The following is a 20,979-nucleotide window of genomic DNA, read 5'->3' on the forward strand; positions in this document are numbered from 1 at the left end:
CGCGTAGCATAAGGGCACGAAAAAAGGGGGGAAAGTCCCCCCTTGGTCTTTGCCTGTCAGTTTTCCGTGTGACCTATCCGCGCAGGCTTGCCGCCCAATCCCGCAAGGCCGCGTTATCGGCGAAATTGTCGGCTGGAGGAACGGGGGTTGTTTTGCCTTGCACGGCGGACATTTTAGGCGATCTGTGCATGGACCAGGCGCGATGACGGAAATGATGCGCCTCACGCGCGCCGAAATAGAAACCGACGATCGCGCCCAGCAACCACCAGAGCGGCTCGGGCACCTGCTGCAAGCCTTCCATCCGTAACCCGAATCCCTCGGGCTCAAGCATGGCATAGACGAACAATCCCATCGTCCCCAATGCCAGGGCGGGTCGGGGAAGCCTGTTCAAGCCATTGACAAAGCGATCGAACCATCCCTCGGGTGCGAGTTGAAACTCCTGACCAAACTGAGCGATAGCGCGGGCATATGCCTCTTCGTCCAGCTCCATCCGGCGTGTCGCGTTGCGGGTAAAGACCTCGGCCACGCCACGCGCGGCACCTCCGATTGCGGTCACCGCAGGAGCGCCTCCGACAAGGCGGTCGATCAGCCCCATTTCGCGATCCTTTCACGATGCTCGGTTTCACTCAGATGATAGCGGGGCGCGATGAATTCTTCGGCCCGTGTGATCCAGCCACCCTTTCCGCCCGAGCGCCTGCGGGCATATTTGCGGCTGGTCGGGCGCCGATCTGCAAGCGCGTAATAATAGTTGCGCCGGGCGATCCCATAGGCATCGGCCAGATGATCGGGAGCGGCTTTGGCGGCGGCGCGCGCGGCAGCGATGGTCCGGGGTCCGATCACCCCGTCGGCCACGGCGGGAAATCCCATCCGCGACAGCAGGCGCTGCAGGATCTTCACCGCATTGGTGCCAGCATTCACATACATGTCGAAAACGCTGGCATGTATCGTTTGCGGCAATTCCGCCAATCGAGGCCCGTGGAAGTAATGCTCGATGAAGATCCGCTCGACCTGTTCGGGCGTCAGTGCCCTCACATCGGCATTATCCACCCTGCCGTTGCCATCCAGGTCCAGCCCGAGCCTGCGCATCGTGCCGATAGTGACACCATGCTTCGTAGCTCCGCCCGGATCGTCCGGGTCATTCACATATCCACCCTCGCGGGCGACGATCTCTCGTGCGATTTCTTCGACGCTTGGCATTGCATCTCCTCTGGTCCACACCGCCGGAATCGGCGGGCGCGGCCAAGGTGCCTCGCGCCGGTTAACCTCGCCTTAACCATGCGCGCGTTGCCAAGCGTTCGAAATTCAGTTTTCGGGTTCCTGATACACACCGCTTTCCTTAAGTGTATCAATCACTTCGCGCGGCATATAGGTCTCGTCATGCTTCGCCAGCAGGTCGCGGGCCTCGAAGAGGCCATCACGGTAATAGCCCTTGGCAATGGTGCCCTGCCCCTCCTTGAACAGGTCGGGGCGGGGATCATTGCCGATGTAACGCACCGGGATCTCTACCGCGCCATCGGTGATGACAAAATCAAACGCGACCCCGTCGCCATTCACGATGGAGCCCTCTTTCACCAACCCGCCAAGCTGGAAATATTCCTCTGGGGCGGGCGCGTTCTCACTGACCTGCGTGGGCGATCGATACAGGTTGATGCCGTCGCGAAACCCGTAACCGATCAGCGCGACCGCAATCACCAATGCCCCGGCCGCCCCCAGAAGAACCTGGATGCGGCGGCGTTTCTTCAGTGATTTCAATCCTGCCATCCCGGCTCCTCATGCAGTTTCGAAGCGAAGCGGGCGACGCAGGAACTGCACCGCCTTGCCCGAGACCCGGGTCGGATCGCCCGTGGTCAGGAAACGCGACTGCGCGCCCTCGCCCAGGAATTCGGGCCTGCGCTCTAGGTAGTCCGCCAGGCTTTCCGCCACCAGTCCCGGCTGACTGTAAACCGTCACCTGCGGACCAAGGGCCTGCTGAAAAACGGCCTCGACCAGCGGGTAATGGGTGCAACCGAGGATTGCCGCCTCGGGTTGCGGCATCCGGCGCAGCAAGGCCTCGACATGGCTGGTCACCAGCGCTTCGGCCAGGATCTCGTCCCCCTGCTCGATCGCATCGACGACACCGCCGCAGGGCTGCGCCTCGACATCCACGCCCACGGCGCGGAAGGCAAGTTCGCGCTGGAATGCCCGGCTGGCGACGGTGGCCGGTGTCGCGAACAGCGCCACCTGCTTGATCTCTACCTCGCGCGGCGGTGAATTGTCGCCCCAACGGCGCTCGGTCAGCGCCTCGATCATCGGCACGAAAACCCCGAGGACGCGCTTGTCTTCCGGCAACCATGTCTCTTGCATCCGGCGCAGGGCGGCGGCGCTGGCAGTGTTGCAGGCAAGGATCACGAGGTCGCAACCCTCTTGCCACAGCCTTTCGACACCCGCGCAGGTCAAATCGAAAATATCGTCGGCATCACGGACCCCGTAAGGAGCATTGGCATTGTCGCCAAGATAGACGAGCGGCAGATCGGGCAGCCTCTCGGCAACGGCCCGGTGGATCGTCAGTCCGCCCAGCCCCGAATCGAAAATCCCGACCGCCATGTCATCGCTCCCTCACCCGCGTGACGCCGTTCTAGGGCGTCGCGCAGGATTTGGAAATGACACAAATGTTTGAGACCGGGATTCCAGCGCCCTTTCATGATGCGGAAATCATTCCGCCGCCTCGCGGACCGGAGCGCCGCCGGAACGGAACTGCGCCAGCAATTCCTTGCGGCGCGGTGCCGCCTCATCGGCCGCCTTGTCCTTGATCAGTCCATATCCGCGAATATTCAGCGGCAGTTCCGCCAATTCAATGGCGATGGGCATTGTCGCGTCCGTCACCTTGCCCAGAACCTCGCGCATATCGGCTTCATATTCGCGGATCATGGCACGTTCCCGACGCCGTTCGGCCATGTAGCCAAAGGGATCGAGCGGGGTGCCGCGCAGGAATTTCATCGCCGCCAGCAGCTTGAAGCCTTTCAGCATCCACGCGCCGAACTCGCGTTTTTTCGGGCGTCCCTCGGCATCCTTGCCCGGCAGGACCGGCGGAGCCAGGTGGAAGGACAGTCTCACATCGCCTTCCCATGTCTCGGCGATCTGTTCAGCGGTGCTCAGATGTAGCCGCGCCACCTCGTATTCATCCTTGTATGACAAGAGCTTGTAATAGCCTCTTGCAACGGATTCCCGAAGTGGCGCGGGCGCGGAATCAACCAGCTTGCGGAATTTCCTCGCCAGCCCCTTGCCTTGATATTCAATCAGGCGGGTGGCGCGGTATTCGACCGGATCGACTGGAATTTCAGTGATTTCGGCGGGTTTCCTCGCCTGATCCGGGAAAGCGATGGCCCAACGCCCGATCTGGAAGGCGCGCTGGTTTTCCTCGACCTTGGTGCCGTTCAGGCGGATCGCCTCCATGATCGCCTCGAAACTCAGCGGCAGCAGACCGCGCTGCCAGCAGGCCCCCAGCACCAGCATATTGGAATAGATCGAATCCCCCAGCAGCCGCAGCGCGAGCTCATTGGCGTCGAAGAAGGCCGATTTCTCGCCCAAGCGGGCCTCCAGCGACAGTTTCAGCCGGTCCGAGGGCACCTGGAAATCGCGGAAACGGGTGAAATCGCCGGTGATGATCTCGTGATCGTTGACGACCGCACCGGTCCGCCCCTTGGTCATCAACCCGATGGTCTTGGCCCCGGCGGTCACGACCAGATCACCGCCGACGACACAATCGGCCTCGCCCACCGCCACGCGGATGGCGCTGATATCCTCGGGCCGGTTGGCCAGACGCAGATGGATATGCACGGCGCCGCCCTTCTGTGCCAGCCCGGCCATTTCCATCATGCCCGCGCCCTTGCCATCGACATGCGCCGCCTGCGCCAGCACCGCGCCGATGGTCACAACCCCGGTGCCGCCGACACCGGTGATCACGACATTATGCGTGCCGTCTATCTCGGGAAGCGCGGGCATGGGCAGGTCTGGCAATTCGAACGCCTCTGCCTTGGGCTTGCGCAGCTTGCCGCCGCGAACCGAGACAAAGCTGGGGCAGAAGCCGTTCACGCAGGAGTAATCCTTGTTGCAACTCGACTGGTCGATCTGTCGCTTGCGGCCCAGTTCCGTGTCCAGTGGCACCACCGAGACGCAATTCGACTGCACCCCGCAATCGCCGCAGCCCTCGCAGACCTCGGGATTGATCCAGATCCGCCGGTCGGGATCGGGGAAGGTGCCCTTCTTGCGGCGGCGGCGTTTCTCGGCCGCGCAGGTCTGGATATAAAGGATCGCGCTGACGCCCCCGACCGTTTCCAGTTCGCGCTGCACATTCATCATCTCTGCGCGTTCCTCGAAGCGCAGCCCCGAGGGGAATTGCTTGCGGTCCACATCCTCCTTCTCGTCATAGACGACGATCACCGGATCGACGCCCATCGCGGTCAATTCGCGGGCGATCTGCGGTGCGGTCAGCCCGCCCTCGTTCGGCTGCCCGCCGGTCATCGCCACGGCATCGTTATAGAGGATCTTGTAGGTGATATTGGTTTCCGCAGCCAGGGCGGCGCGGATCGCCAGAGAGCCGGAATGATTATAGGTTCCGTCTCCAAGGTTTTGGAAAACATGGGGTCTCTTGCTGAACGGAGCCTCTCCGACCCAGTTCACCCCCTCACCGCCCATATGGGTGAACCCTTCGGTCTCGCGGCCCATCCACTGCACCATGTAATGGCAGCCGATCCCGGCATAGGCGCGGCTTCCCTCGGGCAGTCGCGTCGAGGTGTTATGCGGGCAACCCGAGCAATACCACGGCGTGCGCGTGGCGATCTCGGGGGCGTTGTCGTTGCGCAGAACCTCGGTCAGACGCGCCAGCCCGGCCTTGATATGCTCGGTGCCGCGGCCCTCCTCGATCAGGATGCCGCCGATCTTCTGCGCGATCATCACCGGGTCCAGCGCATAGCGCGTCGGAAACAGTTCCTCGCCTGTGCGGTCATGTTTCCAGCCATGCACCCGGCGACCGTGGCGATTGTCGAAGATCGCCTCTTTCAGCTGCACCTCGATCAGCTTTCTCTTTTCTTCAACACAGACGATAAGTTCAAGATTTTCAGACCATTCCTGCATGGACTTCATGTCCAATGGCCAGGTCTGCCCGACCTTGTAGGTGGTCAGGCCCAAGCGTTCCGCCTCGGCCTCGTCGATGCCCAGCAGGGACAATGCATGTACCAGGTCCAGCCAGTTCTTGCCTGCTGCCACGAAACCGATCTTGGCGCCCGGCTTGCCCCAGATCTTGCGGTCGATGCGATTGGCCCGGCTGAACGCCTCGGCCGCCCATCGTTTGTGATCGATCATCCGTGCCTCTTGCAGCACCGGGGTATCGCCAAGCCGGATATTCAGCCCGCCCTCGGGCATGGCGAAATCGGGCGTCACGAATGTCAGCCGATGCGGATCGCCATCGACCACCGCCGTCGCCTCGACCGTGTCCTTCATGGTCTTGAGCCCGATCCAGACCCCGGCAAAACGCGACAGCGCAAAGCCATACAGACCATAATCCAGGATTTCCTGGACCCCCGCCGGGGACAGCACCGGGATATAGGCGTCGATCATCGCCCAGTCCGACTGATGCAGCACGGTCGAGCTTTCGCCGGTATGATCGTCGCCCATGGCCATCACGACGCCGCCATGTTTCGACGATCCGGCCATATTGGCATGGCGCATCACGTCGCCGGTCCGGTCCACGCCCGGCCCCTTGCCATACCACAGGGCATAAACGCCGTCATATTTGCCCTCGCCGCGCAGTTCCGCCTGCTGACTGCCCCAGATCGCGGTCGCGGCGAGATCCTCGTTGAGGCCGGGCTGAAAGAGAACGCCAGCCTCGGTCAGCCGCTTGCCCTCGCGCATCATCTGCAGATCGACACCGCCAAGGGGGCTGCCGCGATAACCGGTCACGTAGCCTGCCGTGTTCAGACCGGCGGCTTTGTCGCGTGCCGCCTGCATGAGCATCAGCCGAACCAATGCCTGCGTGCCGTTCAACAATACGTGCGATTTCGACAAATCAAAGCGGTCGGCTAGCGAGAATTCTTGCTTGCTCATCCTGCGTCTCCTCCAATGCCCGAAGGCTTCAAGGGGATTATAGGTCAGAATAGCTGACCGATAAAGGGTAATTTCCCTGCTTGACGTAAAGCGCGCGGACAGGCAGGTGATTGGCAGATTTGCAAAAAACGCATGGCTGCCAAGGCAGGATTGTAACAGCGATGGACTGGGACAAGTTAAGAATATTTCACGCGGTTGCCGATGCGGGCAGCCTGACGCATGCTGGCGACACGCTGCATCTGTCGCAATCCGCCGTCAGCCGCCAGATCCGCGCACTCGAAGAGGCGCTCGGGACCACGCTGTTCCACCGCCATGCCCGTGGACTGATTCTCACCGAGCAGGGGGAACTTCTGTTCGACGCCACCTCCTCGATGGCCCGCAAGCTCGACAGCGCCTCGGCACGGATGCGCGACAGCGCCGAGCATGTCCTGGGTGAATTGAAGGTCACTACAACGGTCGGCTTCGGCACCTTGTGGCTGGCGCCGCGTCTGGTCAAGCTCTACGACAAATTCCCCGATCTCAAGATCGACCTGATGCTGGAGGAGCGCGTCCTCGACCTGCCCATGCGCGAGGCCGATGTCGCCATCCGCATGAAGGAACCGAGCCAGTCCGACCTGATCCGCCGCCGGTTGCTGAATATCCGCATGCGGCTTTATGCGACGCAGACCTATCTGGATCACGCGGGCATTCCCGAATCCATGGCGGATCTGACCAAGCATCGGCTCATCTGCCAGAAGATCGATCAACCGCAGGTCGCCGCAGGCGCCCGCCTGATCCAGGACATCATGGCGCAGGAGATCACCTCGACCCTGACGGTGAACAATTATTTCGGCGTCTTGCAGGGTGTCCTGGCCAATGTCGGGATCGGCGTGCTGCCCGATTACCTGACGGCGGATCACCCGGAACTGGTGCGGGTGCTGCCCGATATCGATTCGGCCGAGGTGCCGGTTTTCCTCGCCTATCCCGAGGAGCTTCGCCAGACCCGGCGCGTCGCGGCCTTCCGCGATTTCGTCCTGGAAGAGATCCAGGCCTATCGCCGCATGCAAAGCGAAGGCGCCACCCGGTAAACCGTGCGGTCGGAACCCATCGTTACCCCCTACCCCGAAATGCGGCGGAACCGGAATTTCCGGCGCATCGCGCATGTCCGTGAAAGACCCGAGTCAACAGGTCCGACAAAAACGCGCCATCGGCCAAAACGCGCCGATCACGCGTTTTCCCCGGAATATCTACGACTTTCGCCTGTAGCCATTCGGTCACTGCATGCCCGCTATGCTGCGCGCGCAGCATGATTTCTCTTGAACGGTGCACGATCTGCACATAAATCGGTCTGCGAAGGCGATGGTTTGCGTAATCGCTCATCACCTTCTACCTCCCTGTTGGACTTAGGCCGGGCCTCGTGCCCGGCTTTTTTTTATTCCCCCGACCGCAAGACTGCCGCAGCGCCCTTTCCATGCGCCGCAACTCGCCATAAAAGGCGCGTGAACGCACGGGCAGGAAGGGCCAATCATGCAGGAACCGACGATCACCCCGGAATTGATCGCCGCGCACGGGCTGAAGCCCGACGAATATGACCGCATCCTGCAGATCATCGGACGCGAGCCGACATTCACCGAGATGGGCATCTTCTCGGCCATGTGGAACGAGCATTGTTCCTACAAATCATCCAAGAAATGGCTTCGCACCCTGCCGACCGAAGGCCCGCAGGTGATCTGCGGCCCCGGCGAGAATGCGGGCGTCGTGGATATCGGCGACGGCCAGGCCGTGGTCTTCAAGATGGAGAGCCACAACCACCCCTCTTATATCGAGCCCCATCAGGGCGCCGCGACGGGCGTGGGCGGCATCCTGCGCGACGTGTTCACCATGGGCGCGCGCCCCATCGCCGCGATGGATTCGCTGTCCTTCGGTCGCCCCGAGCATCCCAAGACCCCCCATCTGGTCAAGGGCGTGGTCGAGGGGATCGGTTCCTACGGCAATTGCTTCGGCGTGCCCAATGTCGGCGGCGAGGTACGGTTCCACGCCTCCTATGACGGCAACTGCCTCGTGAACGCCTTTGCCGCCGGACTGGCCGATACCGACAAGATCTTCTACTCCGCCGCCTCGGGCGTCGGCATGCCGGTCGTCTATCTGGGCGCGAAAACCGGTCGCGACGGCGTCGGCGGCGCGACCATGGCCAGCGCCGAGTTCGACGACACGATCGAGGAAAAACGCCCCACCGTCCAGGTCGGCGATCCCTTTACCGAGAAATGCCTGCTGGAAGCCTGCCTTGAACTGATGGCTTCGGGCAGCGTGATCTCGATCCAGGACATGGGCGCGGCGGGACTGACCTGCTCGGCGGTCGAGATGGGCGACAAGGGCGGCCTCGGCATCAAGCTGATCCTCGACGAGGTGCCGCAGCGCGAAACCAACATGACCGCCTATGAGATGATGCTGTCCGAAAGCCAGGAACGCATGCTCATGGTGCTGAAGCCCGAGAAAGAGGCAGAGGCGCGGGCGATCTTCGAGAAATGGGATCTCGATTTCGCCATCGTCGGCGAGACCATCCCCGAGGACCGGTTCCTGATCCTGCATGGCAACGAGGTGAAGGCCGATCTGCCGCTGTCGAAACTGTCCTCCTCGGCACCCGAATATGACCGTCCCTGGGTCGAAACCCCGGCGGCTGGCCCGGCCCCGGCACTGCCCGCAATCACTCCGATCGCCGCTCTGAAGGCCCTGATCGGCAGCCCGAACTACGCCCATAAGGCCTGGGTCTGGGAACAATATGACACGCAGGTCGGCGCCGATACGATCCGCCGTCCCGGCTTGGGTGCGGGCGTGGTTCGCGTCCACGGCACCCGCAAGGCACTGGCCTTCACCAGCGACGTCACCCCGCGCTATGTCCGCGCCAATCCCTACGAGGGCGGCAAGCAGGCCGTGGCCGAAGCCTATCGCAACCTCTGCGCGACCGGCGCGACGCCATTGGCCACCACCGACAATCTCAATTTCGGCAATCCCGAAAAGCCCGAGATCATGGGCCAGTTCGTCGGTGCCATCAAGGGTATCGGAGAGGCCTGCGCGGCGCTGGATTTCCCCATCGTCTCGGGCAATGTCTCTCTGTATAACGAGACCGACGGCAAGGGCATCCTGCCCACCCCCACCATCGGCGGCGTCGGCCTGATCCCGGATATCGACGAGTTGATCGCGGGCCTGCCCTCCGAGGGCGATCTGGCATTGGTCATCGGCGAGACCGCGGGGCATCTGGGCCAATCCGCGCTGGCAATCGAGGCTTTCGGGATCGAGACGGGCGACGCCCCCCATGTCGATCTGCAAGCCGAGCGCAAGCATGGCGAGTTCCTGCGCGCCAATCGCCAATATCTGCGCGCAGCAACCGATCTTTCCGATGGCGGCCTTGCGCTGGCCGCATTCGAGATGGCAGAGACTGCGGGCATTGGCGTGACCCTTGAGAACGCCGATATCGCCCAGCTTTTCGGCGAGGATCAGGCCCGTTACCTGGTCGCTTGCCCTGCCGATGCCGCCGAGTCCCTGCTCGACGCCGCGAAATCAGCCGGGGTGCCCGTCGCGGCTGTGGGCCGCTTTGGTGGAAATCGCGTCACCCTGGGCGACGACAGCGCGGCGCTGGCCGATCTGTCGGAACTCTATCGCAGCGCCTTTGCCAGTGCCATCAAGGGCGACATGCCCGACCACGCATGATTGTCCGCGCGCCCGCAGGCCATGCCGCCATCGTCCTGGCCGCCGGGCGCGGCATTCGCGCCGGCGGGGCACAGCCGAAACAATGGTGCGATCTCGGCGGCCGCCCGGTGCTGGCCCGCGCGCTGGACGCCTTTGCCGGGTTCGAGCGGGTCGTGCTGGTCGTTCATCAGGACGATATGAGGGCAGCCATCGCGCAATTCGCAGGCCCCGTCACCATCGTCACCGGGGGCGAGACCCGTTCCGCCAGCGTCATGGCGGGCCTGGCGGCGCTGGAAGGTCAGGCGAGCCATGTCCTGATCCATGACGGCGCCCGCCCCCTGACGCCCGCCCGTGTCATCCAGGGGGTCATCGACGCGCTGGAAGGCGGCGCCATCGCCGCCGCCCCCGGTCTGCCCGTGTCGGACACGCTCTGGCGCGGCGAAGCGGGGCATGTCTCGGACATCACGCCGCGTGACGGACTTTATCGCGCCCAGACCCCGCAGCTTCCGCCTGCCCGAGATCCTCGCCGCCCATCGCGCCCATCCCAAGGGCGCGACCGACGACGTGGCGCTGGCCCTGAAGATGGGCCATCCCGTTGCCATTACCGAGGGCAGCGAGGACAATCTGAAGATCACATGGCCGGGTGATTTCACCCGCGCCGAAAAGCTGCTGGGGGGTGCGATGGATATCCGCTTGGGCAATGGGTTCGACGTGCATGCCTTTGGCCCGGGCGATCATGTCTGGCTCTGCGGCATCCGCATCCCGCATGATGCGGGCCTGGTCGGCCATTCCGACGCCGATGTCGGCATGCATGCCCTGACCGATGCCATCTATGGCGCGCTGGCCGAGGGCGATATCGGCCGCCATTTCCCGCCCTCCGATTCGCAATGGAAAGGCGCGGCGAGCGAGATCTTCCTGCGCCACGCCACCGACCTTGCGCGCGAGCGGGGTTTTCGCCTCGCCAATGCGGACGTGACCCTGATCTGCGAAAAGCCCAAGATCGGTCCCCATGCCAGTGCCATGCAGGCCCGTCTGTCCGGGATCATGCGGGTCGAGGCAGAGCGCATCAGCGTCAAGGCCACCACCTCGGAGCGGCTCGGCTTCACCGGGCGGGGCGAAGGTATCGCGGCGATCGCGACCGCGAGTTTGATCAAGGGATAGATCATGGACAGACTTCTCTGCATCTGGTTCGGCACCGGCCTGCTGCGCCCCGCCCCCGGCACATGGGGCTCGGCCATCGCCGTCGCGCTTGGCGTGCTGCTGCATCGGATCGGCCATTTTCCCCTGCTCGCCCTTGCCACCATCGCCGTCACCATCGCCGGCTTCTGGGCCGTGCGCCGCTATACCGCAGGCATGGCCGATCCCGACCGCAGTGAAATCGTCATCGATGAAGTGGCAGGCCAATGGCTGGCCCTGTGCTTTCCCTCGGCCGCCTTCTTCTTTGCACAAATACCTTCCGACAATTTCCCCTATCCCGGCTGGCTGGCCGCCTTCGCCTTCTTCCGCCTGTTCGACATCTGGAAGCCCTGGCTGGTCGGCCGCGCCGACCGCGAGGGCGGGGTTGACGGTGTGATGAAGGACGATCTCTGGGCCGGGCTGTTCGCGGGCATCGCCACGCTGATCGCCGCCGCAATCGCGCATCTGGTGCTGCTATGAGCCTTGCTGCCGATGTGCTGGAGGCCGCCCGCGCACGCAAGGTGCTCATCGCCACCGCGGAAAGCTGCACCGGCGGCCTGATCGCCGGGGCATTGACCGAACAGCCGGGTTCCTCCGACGTGGTGGATCGCGGCTTCGTCACCTATTCCAACGCCGCCAAGCAGCAGATGCTGGGCGTCCGCGCCACGACGCTTGAGGCCCATGGCGCGGTCAGCGAGGCCGTCGCGGGTGAGATGGCCTCGGGCGCATTGTCCCGCTCGGATGCCGGCCTGACCGTCGCCGTCACCGGCATCGCGGGTCCGGGTGGCTCGGAACACAAGCCCGAAGGCCGGGTCTGTTTCGGCATCGCCGATGCGTTCGGAATCACCACCGAAACCGTGGATTTCGGCGCCATCGGCCGAGGTCAGGTCCGCGCGGCAACGGTGGATCATGCGTTGCGGCTGCTGCTCGCGGCCCTGGAGCGGTAGCAGCAGCCCTGACTCATCTGCCCGGGACGAATCCGGGACAGGCTGGTTTAGCTGTCGTCGGTGTCGGGACCAATATTGACACCGGACGTATCGTCGTCATCCGAGGCGATCGCGGCAACCACCCCCAGCAAAAGCAGGGAGGGAACGACAAGACCGGCATTCGAGCTGGAAGGTTGCTCTTCGACGATCACGGGCTCGACATCGATAACCGGGGCGACATAGCCGCCAGCCAGTGCCGAAGAGGCAGTCAGTCCAAGAATGGCAGGGAGAATGGCGAATTTAATCATGCTTGTGCTCCGTTTCACTGGTTACATCGCCGCTCGGGCGACACTCGCGAGTGAACCTTAGCCCCATGAACGCCCCGATGTCACGTGGCAATGGCAAGATATCTTTGCCGGTTGCGAAGACCGGATCCATTCCCGGCGTCCAGCGGGAATCCCGTCCGGTCCCGGCAAGGCTGGTCGCGCCCGGATGCGCCGGGCTTGCAATGATGCCCTTGCCGGACTAATCCGCTGGAACCAGCAAGAGGCAAGCATGTTATGAGCGTCACGTCAGCCAAGGGGCTCCATCCCCGCACTCAGGCCGTCCATCACGGAACCCGTCGCAGCCAATATGGCGAGATGGCCGAGGCGATCTACCTGACGCAGGGCTTCGTCTATGACAGCGCCGCGCAGGCAGAGGCACGCTTTGTCGAAAGCGGCCCCGACGAGTTCATCTATGCCCGCTACGGCAATCCCACCAGCCGCATGTTCGAGGATCGCATGGCCGCGCTGGAGGGCACCGAGGACGCATTCGCGACCGCAAGCGGCATGGCGGCGGTGAATGGCGCGCTGTTTTCGCTTTGCGCGCCGGGCGATCATGTCGTCGCGGCACGGGCGCTGTTCGGTTCCTGCCTCTATGTCCTGGACCTACTGGCGAAATTCGGGGTCGAGATCTCCTATGTCGATGGCACCGATCTGGATCAGTGGAAATCCGCGATCCGTCCCGGCACCAGGGCGGTATTCTTCGAGTCGGTCTCGAATCCCGGGCTGGAAGTGATCGACATGAAATCCGTCGCCGATCTTGCCCATGCGGCGGGGGCGGTGGTCGTGGCGGATAACGTCTTCGCCACCCCGGTCTTTTCCCGCGCGGTCGAGCTGGGCGCCGATATCGTCGTCTATTCCGCCACCAAGCATATCGATGGCGGCGGGCGGGCACTTGCCGGCGTGGTTTGCGGCACGCGGGACTATATCCGCGGCACGCTGGAACCCTATCTGAAACATACCGGCGGCGCGATCAGCCCGTTCCATAGCTGGATCATGCTGAACGGGTTGACGACGATGGATCTGCGGGTGCGGGCACAGGCCGACAGCGCCGCGACGATTGCCAAGGCGATGCAGGGCCATTCCCGGCTGAAACAGGTCATCTATCCGGGCCTGCCCGAACATCCGCAGCATGATCTCGCGATGCGGCAGATGGGATCGGGCGGCACCATGATCGCGATGGAGATCGAGGGCGGCAAGGATGCCGCTTTCACCGCTCTGGACCGGCTGCAGATCGTCAAGATCTCCAACAATCTGGCGACGCCAAATCCATCGTGACCCATCCCGCGACAACCACGCATCAGCGCCTGTCCGACGAGGACAAGGCGCGGCTTGGCATCACACCGGGCCTGCTGCGCCTGTCGGTCGGGCTGGAGGATGCGCAGGACCTGATCGGGGATTTGCGGCAGGCATTGGGCAACTGATTCCGCAAAAACACCGAGATCCGTCGGTTTTCGGGGGTGATTTAGGTTAATCGTCTCTTTAGAATGGCTCGGACTGTGCCCATATGGAGGGGCGCAGTCCCAAGGAGGATGACCGCATGACCGAAGCCCGTCCCATGGTTCCGGCCTATCCGGCGCTCAGCGTGATTACGACGCCGATTTCCGCGTCGATGATATCTACAAGGCCGGTCTGCCCGATCTGCAGAACGGCCCGGCCAGCCTGATCGTCGGCGCGCGCGCGCCCATCCAGCATGTCGGCATCTCGAATTTCCGGCTGCCGATCCGCTACCAGACCCGCGATGGCGGAGAGATCATGCTGGAAACAAGCGTCACCGGCACGGTCAGCCTGGAAGCCGACCGCAAGGGCATCAACATGAGCCGGATCATGCGTTCCTTCTATGGTCATGCCGATCACCTGTTCAGCGTCAAGGTGCTTGAGGCCGCGCTGGACGATTACAAGGCCGATCTGGAGGCATTCGATGCACGGATCCAGATGCGGTTCTCTTATCCGATCCAGGTGGACTCGCTGCGCTCCGGCCTGTCGGGCTGGCAATATTACGACATCGCGCAGGAGGTGATCGAGCATAAGGGCGAGCGGCTGCGGGTCATGCATTTCGACTATGTCTATTCCTCGACCTGCCCCTGCTCGCTGGAATTGTCGGAGCATGCGCGCGAGACCCGCTCGCGCCTCGCGACCCCGCATTCGCAGCGCTCGATCGCCCGGATCTCTCTGGTGATGAACGGACCCGAGAAAATCTGGTTCGAGGATATCGTCGAACTCTGCCGCCGCGCCGTACCGACGGAAACCCAGGTCATGGTCAAGCGCGAGGACGAACAGGCCTTCGCCGAACTGAACGCCGCGAACCCGATCTTTGTCGAGGATGCGGTGCGGGCCTTCGCCAAGGAATTGCAGGCCGAGCCTCGGATCGGTGATTTCCGCATCATCGCCAGCCACCAGGAATCGCTGCATTCGCATGATGCGGTCAGCCTGCTGGTCGATGGCCCGACCTTCGCGCAATCCTCGCTCGACCCGATGACCTTCGCGGGGCTGCGGGCGTGACGGCCTGATGCCCCATTGCGCTCACGCCGCGACCTTTCTGCCCGGCTTTGCGATTTTGCAAGGCCGTTTTGCCGGTTTGCCCCGCTGCAAAGCTTGCAACACTCCTGCAAGATTCGGATATTAAACGAACCGTCAATTCTATGTGGCTGAGGGGGGAGAACAGCATATGGATTTCGCGCTGAGCGAGGAACAGCAGGCCATATTCGACATGGCGCGCGATTTCGGCCAGACCCGCATCGCCCCGCATGCGCGCGAATGGGAAGCCGCAGGCACGATCCCCAGGGAATTGTGGTCCGAGATCGCCCAGCTCGGTTTTGGCGGTCTTTACGTCAGCGAGGAATATGGCGGCTCTGGGCTGTCACGGCTCGACGCCACGCTGGTTTTCGAAGCCCTGGCAATGGCCTGTCCGGCGGTCGGATCCTTCCTCTCGATCCACAATATGTGCGGCGGCATGATCGACAAGTTCGGCAGCAGCAAGACCAAGGCCCGCTGGCTGCCCGGCCTGTGCAGCATGGAGAGGATCTTCAGCTATTGCCTGACCGAACCCGGCAGCGGCTCGGACGCCGCCGCGCTGCGGACAAGGGCCGAACGGACCAACGAGGGTTATCGCCTGAACGGAACCAAGGCCTTCATCTCGGGCGGAGGTTATTCGGACGCCTATGTCACCATGGTCCGCACCGGCGATGACGGACCCAAGGGCATCAGCACGGTGATCGTCGAGGACGGCGCACAGGGCCTGTCCTTCGGCGGGCACGAGGACAAGATGGGCTGGCGCGCACAGCCCACGGCACAGGTGCAGTTCGACGATTGCGTGGTTCCGCATGACAACCTGCTGGGCGAAGAGGGCAAGGGTTTCGCCTATGCCATGGCCGGGCTGGATGGCGGGCGGCTGAATATCTCGGCGGGCGCATTGGGCGGCGCGCAAGCCGCGCTGGACGCAACGCTGGCCTATATGGGCGAGAGAAAGGCTTTCGGCAAATCGCTCGACCAGTTCCAGGCGCTGCAGTTCCGGCTGGCCGAGATGGAAACGGCGCTGCAATCCTCGCGCATCTTCCTGCGGCAGGCGGCGTGGAAGCTTGACAATGGCGCGCCGGACGCGACCAAGTTCTGCGCCATGGCCAAGCTTCATGTCACCGACCGCGCCTTCGAGGTCGCCAATCAATGCCTGCAACTGCATGGCGGTTACGGCTATCTGGCCGATTACGGAATCGAAAAAATCGTTCGCGACCTGCGCGTGCACCAGATCCTCGAAGGCACCAACGAGATCATGCGGCTGATCATCGGCCGCGCCATGCTGACCGAACGGGGGTAAATCCTTGAGCGATCTGAATATCCGCATATCCGGCCGCGCCGGCCGCATCACCTTCAACCGGCCTAGGGCGCTGAACGCGCTGAGCCACCGGATGGCGCTGGATCTCCATGCCGCGCTTGAGCAATGGCGCGACGATCCGGACATCGCCCTCGTGATCATCGATGCCGAGGGTGAGAAAGCCTTCTGCGCGGGCGGAGATATCGCGGCGGTCTATCGCGCCGGGGTGGAGGGCGATCACCAGGTCGGGCGAGACTTCTTCCGCGACGAATACAGGATGAACGCGGCCATCGCGGATTATCCCAAGCCGATCGTCGCCTTCATGCAGGGTTTCGTCATGGGCGGCGGTGTCGGGGTTGCCGGCCATGCCAGCCATCGGATTGTCGGGGACACGACCCAGATCGCAATGCCCGAAGCGGGTATCGGCCTCATCCCGGATGTCGGGGGAACATGGCTCCTGGGACGCGCTCCGGGACGGATCGGCGAATATCTCGCACTGACCTGCGGGCGGATTCGGGCGGGTGACGCGATCCATGCAGGCTTCGCAGACTGCTATCTTCCCGAGGCCGAATGGCCGGCGCTGATCTCCTTGCTCGAACAAGGCGGTGATGTGCCCCGGGGCATCGGGCTGACGCCTCCCCCGGCATCGCTGGCCACCCGCGACCTTTCGGCCTTTGGCGAAAGGAACCTGTCTGATATTATCGTGGCACTGGAAAGGATCGGCGACGAAGAGGCGCTGAAACCCATCCGCCGCAACTCGCCCCTGTCGATGGCGGCGGGGCTGGCGATGGTCCGGGCGGCGCGCGGTGACCGGCGGATGCAGGAATCGCTGAGCCGTGAATACCGCTTCACCTGGCGGGCAACCGAGCATAGCGATTTCCTGGAAGGTGTGCGCGCCCAGATCATTGACAAGGACCGCGATCCGCAATGGTCGGCGGATCCGTCGGAAATACATGTCCAGGAACTCCTGTCGCCCCTGGGCGAGAACGAATTGCGTTGGAAGGAAAAGCTATGAAGATCGGTTTCATCGGACTGGGAAACATGGGCGCGCCAATGGCCGTCAATCTGGCCGGGGCCGGACATGAGGTCACGGGATTCGACACCGCCGCGCCAGTTCCCGCCGGGATCACCCCCGCCGCCAGTGCGGCAGAGGCGGCACGCAACGCCGATGTCGTCATCACCATGCTGCCCAACGGACCGATCCTTAAAATGGTGGCCCAGCAGGTCATCCCGGCAATGACCCGGGGCGCCGTGTTCTGCGACTGCTCGACCGTCGATGTGAACAGCGCCCGCGTGGTGGCCTCCATGGCCACAGCCGCGGGGCTCGGTGCGCTGGACGCGCCGGTCTCGGGCGGGATCGGCGGCGCGCAGAACGGCACATTGACCTTCATGGTCGGTGGCAGCGGGGCGAGCTTTGCGACCGTATCGCCGCTTTTCGAGATCATGGGCCAGAAGGCCGTCCATTGCGGCGAGGCGGGCGCCGGGCAGGCTGCCAAGATTTGTAACAACATGATCCTCGGCGCCACGATGATCGCCACCTGCGAGGCCTTCGCGCTGGCCGACAAGCTGGGACTGGACCGGCAGAAGATGTTCGACGTGGTCTCGACCAGTTCCGGTTACAGCTGGTCAATGAACGCCTATTGTCCCGCCCCCGGCATCGGCCCGCAATCGCCCGCCGACAACGATTACAGGCCCGGATTCGCCGCCGAACTGATGCTGAAGGATCTCAATCTCGCGCAGGAGGCGGCGCGATCCTCTGGCGCGCAGACACCGATGGGCGCACTGGCCCAGCAGGTTTACGAGCAATTCGTCGAGCAGGAGGACGGGCGTGGCCGGGATTTCTCGGCAATGCTGCCCAGATTCGTGAAGCTGAACAGTTGAATGGCTGAACGGCAACGGCACCCGGCGCCCGGCGCCCGGCGCCCTTGGCGATGGAACCAGTCTAGTCGTGAGAAGTTACCTATCTGACCGAGTCACGTAGCAAGTAAAAGCCAAGGACTTATATTCCAGATGGGTTATGTTCGTATTCTTGCAGCCACCGTTACCGCGACCGTCCTGACCGTCGGAATCCTCGACGCGCCCTTCCTGCAGCACGCGTTTACCGCTGCGGCGGCAGGTGCGGAGGCGGCGAGTTTCGATGTCGGCGACAGGCTGCCCGCCGATCAGGTTCACGTCATCACCAAGCCCGGCCTCTACGGTCTTGGCCCGGAACCGGCCAACAGCAAATATGCGGTCGCGCATGGCAAACTGATCCGGATCGATCCGGAAACCGGCAAGGTCCTGTCGATCCTGCGCAGCCAGACCGAGATCCTGGACTGATTTGCCACGGTCTCGGCCCTGCAAGAGAAAATTCATCGGATCGCACAACCGTGACGGAACCACGGCAGCCATTGGCGGTTGATAAGCCAAAAGCACAAAGGAGCCCGACGTGAAACCACAGCACCGATTGATCGCGGCAACAGCGGGGCTGTTGCTGGCGCTTTCACCTATCTCCGCCTTCGCCGAGCCGCCCGGCCATGCCAAGGGCCACCGGGCGGATAAGGGCAAACAGCAGCACGTGATCATAAGGCGGGACAATGCCGAACGCCGGATCATCGTGACGGGCAACTGCCCCCCCGGCCTTGCCAAGAAAAGCCCGTCCTGCGTGCCTCCGGGGCAGGCCAAGAAGCACGGCATCCGCCTGGGCGTCGGGGACTTCATCGATTGGGATGATGTGCATATCGTGACCCGTCCGGGCCGATACGGCCTCAGCATGCCGCCCGATGGCAACCGCTATGCCATCGTCGATGGACAACTGGTCCGCGTGAACAGGGATAGCGGCAAGATCCTGTCGATCCTGCGGCTGGTGGACGCCATCCTCGACTGATCCCGGCAGCCGATCCGGATGGCGGTATCCGGGGGCTGTTTCAACCCGCGGCGCGCATCAATTCCTCCAGGGAAGCCGGGGACAGCGCCGCCGGGTTGGCCTTCATCGAGGAAGAGCTCGCCGCGGCCTTCGCCGCCGCCTGTTGCGCCTCTGTATCCACGCCCAGCCCGGTCAGCGATGGCAATCCGCAGGCATGCGACCAATCGGCCAGGGCCCTCGCCGCGTCTTCAAGCCCCCCGGCAGGAAGATCGAAGGCATCCCCGATCCACGCGCCGATCTGGTCCAGCCGCCCGGCGGCCTCCTGATCCGTCACGGCGGCGCGGTTCACGATCAGGGCATGGGGCAGCAATATCCCGCAAATCGCTCCATGCGCCGCGCCGGTCAGTCCTCCGAGGGGTCCGGCCAGCCCATGCACCGCCCCGAGCCCCGCATTGGCCAGGGCAAGTCCGCCGCACAGGCTGACCCATGACATCTCGTCGCGGGCCTGCGCGTCTTCGTCTTCCATCAGGCGGCGCAGCGCCGCCAGCCCGCGCGGGATCGCGTCGCGGCACAGCGCATCGGTCATGGGATTGGCACGGGTGCAGATATAGGGCTCGATCACCTGGGTCACCGCATCCAGCCCCGAGGCCAGAGTCACTGCGCGCGGGCAGTGGTCGGTCAGCGCCGGATCGACGATCGCCAGGCGCGGCAGCATCCTTGCGTCGCGCAGGCTGACCTTGCGGCGATGCCCGGGCACGCCGATCACCGCGTTGCGCGTCACCTCGGCCCCGGTGCCGGCAGTGGTCGGCATGGCAATGAAGGGTAAGGTTGCCTGATCGAGCGGCAGCCCCTGCCCCACCACCTCCAGGTGATCCAGCATCGGCCGCTTCGCAGGCACCAGTGCGGCGATGGCCTTGCCGGCATCGATCACCGCTCCGCCGCCGATGGCGACAACGGTCTGGACCGCCGCCGAGCGGGCTGCCGCAATCCCCGCCTCGATCATGGCCATGTCGGGCTCTGTGGCAACCGGGAAACCCGTCACCTCGCAGCCTGCCGCCGCAAGGCCGCGCCGCAGCCAATCGCTGCGGGCAGGAGTGCCGCCATGAACCAGCAGCAGCCTTCGGCCTAGCGCCGCGATCCGGGATGGCGCGGCACCGGCCTGACCGCGGCCGAACAGGATCTCGGTCGCGGTCGCAAAGGCGAATGGGTTCGGCATGGCGCGGGCTCCTTTGGCAGGTGTCGTCCCCATGCGGATAACCGATCCCGGAGCGCCGGTGTACAGGTAAATCACCCTGACATGAGCGTGTTTTCCGGGGCTGTTCCACTTGGCCGCGACAAAATCGGCCGCTGGCAGGATAGGTTCACTTCATCCGGCCATGCCCGCGCCGCTGTCAGGCGACGGCGGCGCGATCCTCGGCGGCAAGTTGCGCGTCCAGCGCCAGAACCTGCCGCACGGCCTCGGCGGCCTCGCGGCCCTTCTTGACGAAATGCTCGCGGAAGAAGGCGGTCATTACCTCGACCTCCTGGTAATTATGCGGCGTCAGCGAGACCGAGAAACAGGGCACCTCGGTTTCCAGCCCGACATTCATCAGCCCGGCCACGACCGCATCCGCCACGAAGTCATGGCGATAGATGCCGCCATCGACGACGAAAGCCGTCGCGACCACGGCGTCATATTTGCCGGTCTTCGCCAGTTTCTTGGCCAGGAGCGGCATCTCGAAGGCGCCCGGCACGTCATAGGCGTCGATCTGCGCACCGGGAATGATCCGGACGGCTTCGTCGGTGAAACCCTCATGGGCGCGGTCGACGATATCGGCGTGCCAGCGGGCCTTGATGAAAGCGATACGGGGGGTGGTTGTCTTGGTCATCGTTTAGGAACCTTCCGTTCAATTGCGTCAGGTCCCAGAGCATGAGCCATGACCGGCCCATGGGAAGGGGATCGGCCACGGTTCTCTTCCATCCGGACTATACCGTCGGCCCCGGAATTTCACCGGATCTGCTGACCCTTCCCGAAAGGAAGGCGCTCGCGGGCTATCACCGCCGGTGGGGAATTGCACCCCGCCCTGAGAACGGGAATCGCATAGCATGACGGATCGGCCTCGCCAAGAGATAACGCGACGGTTGCATCTCGGACAAAAGTCGGAAGAACCC

Annotated in this window: 19 protein-coding genes, 3 pseudogenes and 1 riboswitch; of the genes and pseudogenes, 13 read left to right on the forward strand and 9 right to left on the reverse strand. The window is 63.7% G+C overall.

What is annotated here, in order from left to right:
• Window positions 1-73: 73 nt before the first annotated feature.
• The 5 genes from A7A09_RS16690 to A7A09_RS16710 all read right to left on the reverse strand — a co-directional run bounded on the left by A7A09_RS16690 (window position 74) and on the right by A7A09_RS16710 (window position 6,081).
• Window positions 74-595 carry a holin family protein gene (locus A7A09_RS16690; protein WP_106692457.1) on the reverse strand — a complete coding sequence of 174 codons (522 nt, stop codon included), beginning with the start codon at window positions 593-595 and terminating at the stop codon, window positions 74-76.
• Window positions 586-1,197, reverse strand: coding sequence for a holin-associated N-acetylmuramidase (locus tag A7A09_RS16695; RefSeq protein ID WP_106692458.1), 612 nt, complete (start codon window positions 1,195-1,197; stop codon window positions 586-588). Before A7A09_RS16695 ends, A7A09_RS16690 begins: the two co-directional genes overlap by 10 nt.
• 105 nt (window positions 1,198-1,302) lie before the next feature.
• Entirely contained in the window at window positions 1,303-1,752 is a 450-nt protein-coding gene (gene ccmE / locus A7A09_RS16700; protein ID WP_106692549.1) for a cytochrome c maturation protein CcmE, read from the reverse strand.
• A gap of 18 nt (window positions 1,753-1,770) precedes the next feature.
• Entirely contained in the window at window positions 1,771-2,583 is an 813-nt protein-coding gene (locus A7A09_RS16705; protein WP_106692459.1) for a glutamate racemase, read from the reverse strand.
• 108 nt (window positions 2,584-2,691) lie between these two features.
• A complete protein-coding gene (locus A7A09_RS16710; RefSeq protein WP_106692460.1) occupies window positions 2,692-6,081 on the reverse strand; it encodes an indolepyruvate ferredoxin oxidoreductase family protein in 3,390 nt (1,129 codons plus the stop codon).
• A 161-nt stretch (window positions 6,082-6,242) separates the two neighbouring features.
• On the opposite strand from A7A09_RS16710, the gene A7A09_RS16715 reads away from it, so the two are divergent.
• Window positions 6,243-7,148, forward strand: coding sequence for a LysR family transcriptional regulator (locus A7A09_RS16715; RefSeq protein ID WP_106692461.1), 906 nt, complete (start codon window positions 6,243-6,245; stop codon window positions 7,146-7,148).
• Between the two features lie 22 nt (window positions 7,149-7,170).
• Here the strand turns inward: A7A09_RS16715 and A7A09_RS20600 are convergent, their stop codons facing one another.
• Complete coding sequence (locus A7A09_RS20600) at window positions 7,171-7,440, reverse strand: hypothetical protein (protein WP_148043703.1); 270 nt, start codon at window positions 7,438-7,440, stop codon at window positions 7,171-7,173.
• A 147-nt stretch (window positions 7,441-7,587) separates the two neighbouring features.
• On the opposite strand from A7A09_RS20600, the gene purL reads away from it, so the two are divergent.
• The 5 genes and pseudogenes from purL (at window position 7,588) to A7A09_RS16735 (ending at window position 11,870) form a co-directional block, all read left to right on the forward strand.
• Window positions 7,588-9,768, forward strand: coding sequence for a phosphoribosylformylglycinamidine synthase subunit PurL (purL, locus tag A7A09_RS16720; RefSeq protein ID WP_106692462.1), 2,181 nt, complete (start codon window positions 7,588-7,590; stop codon window positions 9,766-9,768).
• A pseudogene (locus A7A09_RS21610) lies at window positions 9,765-10,359 on the forward strand (IspD/TarI family cytidylyltransferase); the annotation flags it as partial. The gene purL and the pseudogene A7A09_RS21610, both read left to right, overlap by 4 nt.
• A 69-nt stretch (window positions 10,360-10,428) precedes the next feature.
• Complete coding sequence (gene ispF / locus A7A09_RS20870; protein WP_170167147.1) at window positions 10,429-10,908, forward strand: 2-C-methyl-D-erythritol 2,4-cyclodiphosphate synthase; 480 nt, start codon at window positions 10,429-10,431, stop codon at window positions 10,906-10,908.
• 3 nt (window positions 10,909-10,911) lie between these two features.
• A complete protein-coding gene (locus A7A09_RS16730; RefSeq protein ID WP_106692463.1) occupies window positions 10,912-11,403 on the forward strand; it encodes a phosphatidylglycerophosphatase A family protein in 492 nt (163 codons plus the stop codon).
• Complete coding sequence (locus tag A7A09_RS16735) at window positions 11,400-11,870, forward strand: CinA family protein (protein WP_106692464.1); 471 nt, start codon at window positions 11,400-11,402, stop codon at window positions 11,868-11,870. The genes A7A09_RS16730 and A7A09_RS16735 overlap by 4 nt, the downstream gene beginning before the upstream one ends.
• Before the next feature lie 47 nt (window positions 11,871-11,917).
• Here A7A09_RS16735 and A7A09_RS16740 read toward each other — a convergent pair whose 3' ends face one another.
• Window positions 11,918-12,157 (reverse strand): hypothetical protein, encoded by a 240-nt coding sequence (locus A7A09_RS16740; RefSeq protein ID WP_106692465.1) that lies wholly within the window; start codon window positions 12,155-12,157, stop codon window positions 11,918-11,920.
• Between the two features lie 252 nt (window positions 12,158-12,409).
• On the opposite strand from A7A09_RS16740, the pseudogene metZ reads away from it, so the two are divergent.
• The 7 genes and pseudogenes from metZ to A7A09_RS16775 all read left to right on the forward strand — a co-directional run bounded on the left by metZ (window position 12,410) and on the right by A7A09_RS16775 (window position 18,849).
• Window positions 12,410-13,596, forward strand: a pseudogene (gene metZ / locus A7A09_RS16745) (O-succinylhomoserine sulfhydrylase).
• A 116-nt stretch (window positions 13,597-13,712) separates the two neighbouring features.
• A pseudogene (folE2, locus tag A7A09_RS16750) lies at window positions 13,713-14,674 on the forward strand (GTP cyclohydrolase FolE2).
• Between the two features lie 166 nt (window positions 14,675-14,840).
• The gene (locus tag A7A09_RS16755; RefSeq protein ID WP_106692467.1) at window positions 14,841-15,986 is read left to right on the forward strand and encodes an acyl-CoA dehydrogenase family protein; all 1,146 of its coding nucleotides are present in this window, start codon (window positions 14,841-14,843) and stop codon (window positions 15,984-15,986) included.
• Window positions 15,987-15,990: 4 nt separating this feature from the next.
• Window positions 15,991-16,998 carry an enoyl-CoA hydratase/isomerase family protein gene (locus A7A09_RS16760; protein WP_106692468.1) on the forward strand — a complete coding sequence of 336 codons (1,008 nt, stop codon included), beginning with the start codon at window positions 15,991-15,993 and terminating at the stop codon, window positions 16,996-16,998.
• Window positions 16,995-17,864 (forward strand): 3-hydroxyisobutyrate dehydrogenase, encoded by an 870-nt coding sequence (mmsB, locus tag A7A09_RS16765; protein ID WP_106692469.1) that lies wholly within the window; start codon window positions 16,995-16,997, stop codon window positions 17,862-17,864. The genes A7A09_RS16760 and mmsB overlap by 4 nt, the downstream gene beginning before the upstream one ends.
• Window positions 17,865-17,993: 129 nt before the next feature.
• A complete protein-coding gene (locus A7A09_RS16770; RefSeq protein WP_106692470.1) occupies window positions 17,994-18,302 on the forward strand; it encodes a hypothetical protein in 309 nt (102 codons plus the stop codon).
• Window positions 18,303-18,411: 109 nt separating this feature from the next.
• Window positions 18,412-18,849 carry an RcnB family protein gene (locus A7A09_RS16775; protein ID WP_245999417.1) on the forward strand — a complete coding sequence of 146 codons (438 nt, stop codon included), beginning with the start codon at window positions 18,412-18,414 and terminating at the stop codon, window positions 18,847-18,849.
• Between the two features lie 40 nt (window positions 18,850-18,889).
• Here the strand turns inward: A7A09_RS16775 and A7A09_RS16780 are convergent, their stop codons facing one another.
• Entirely contained in the window at window positions 18,890-20,044 is a 1,155-nt protein-coding gene (locus A7A09_RS16780) for an iron-containing alcohol dehydrogenase (protein ID WP_106692551.1), read from the reverse strand.
• Between the two features lie 175 nt (window positions 20,045-20,219).
• Window positions 20,220-20,696 (reverse strand): 6,7-dimethyl-8-ribityllumazine synthase, encoded by a 477-nt coding sequence (locus A7A09_RS16785; protein ID WP_106692471.1) that lies wholly within the window; start codon window positions 20,694-20,696, stop codon window positions 20,220-20,222.
• A gap of 76 nt (window positions 20,697-20,772) precedes the next feature.
• Window positions 20,773-20,903: riboswitch (FMN riboswitch) on the reverse strand.
• Between the last annotated feature and the right edge of the window lie 76 nt (window positions 20,904-20,979).

The sequence above is a fragment of the Paracoccus methylarcula genome, assembly GCF_003007735.2.
GTDB classification, from domain to species: Bacteria; Pseudomonadota; Alphaproteobacteria; order Rhodobacterales; family Rhodobacteraceae; genus Paracoccus; species Paracoccus methylarcula.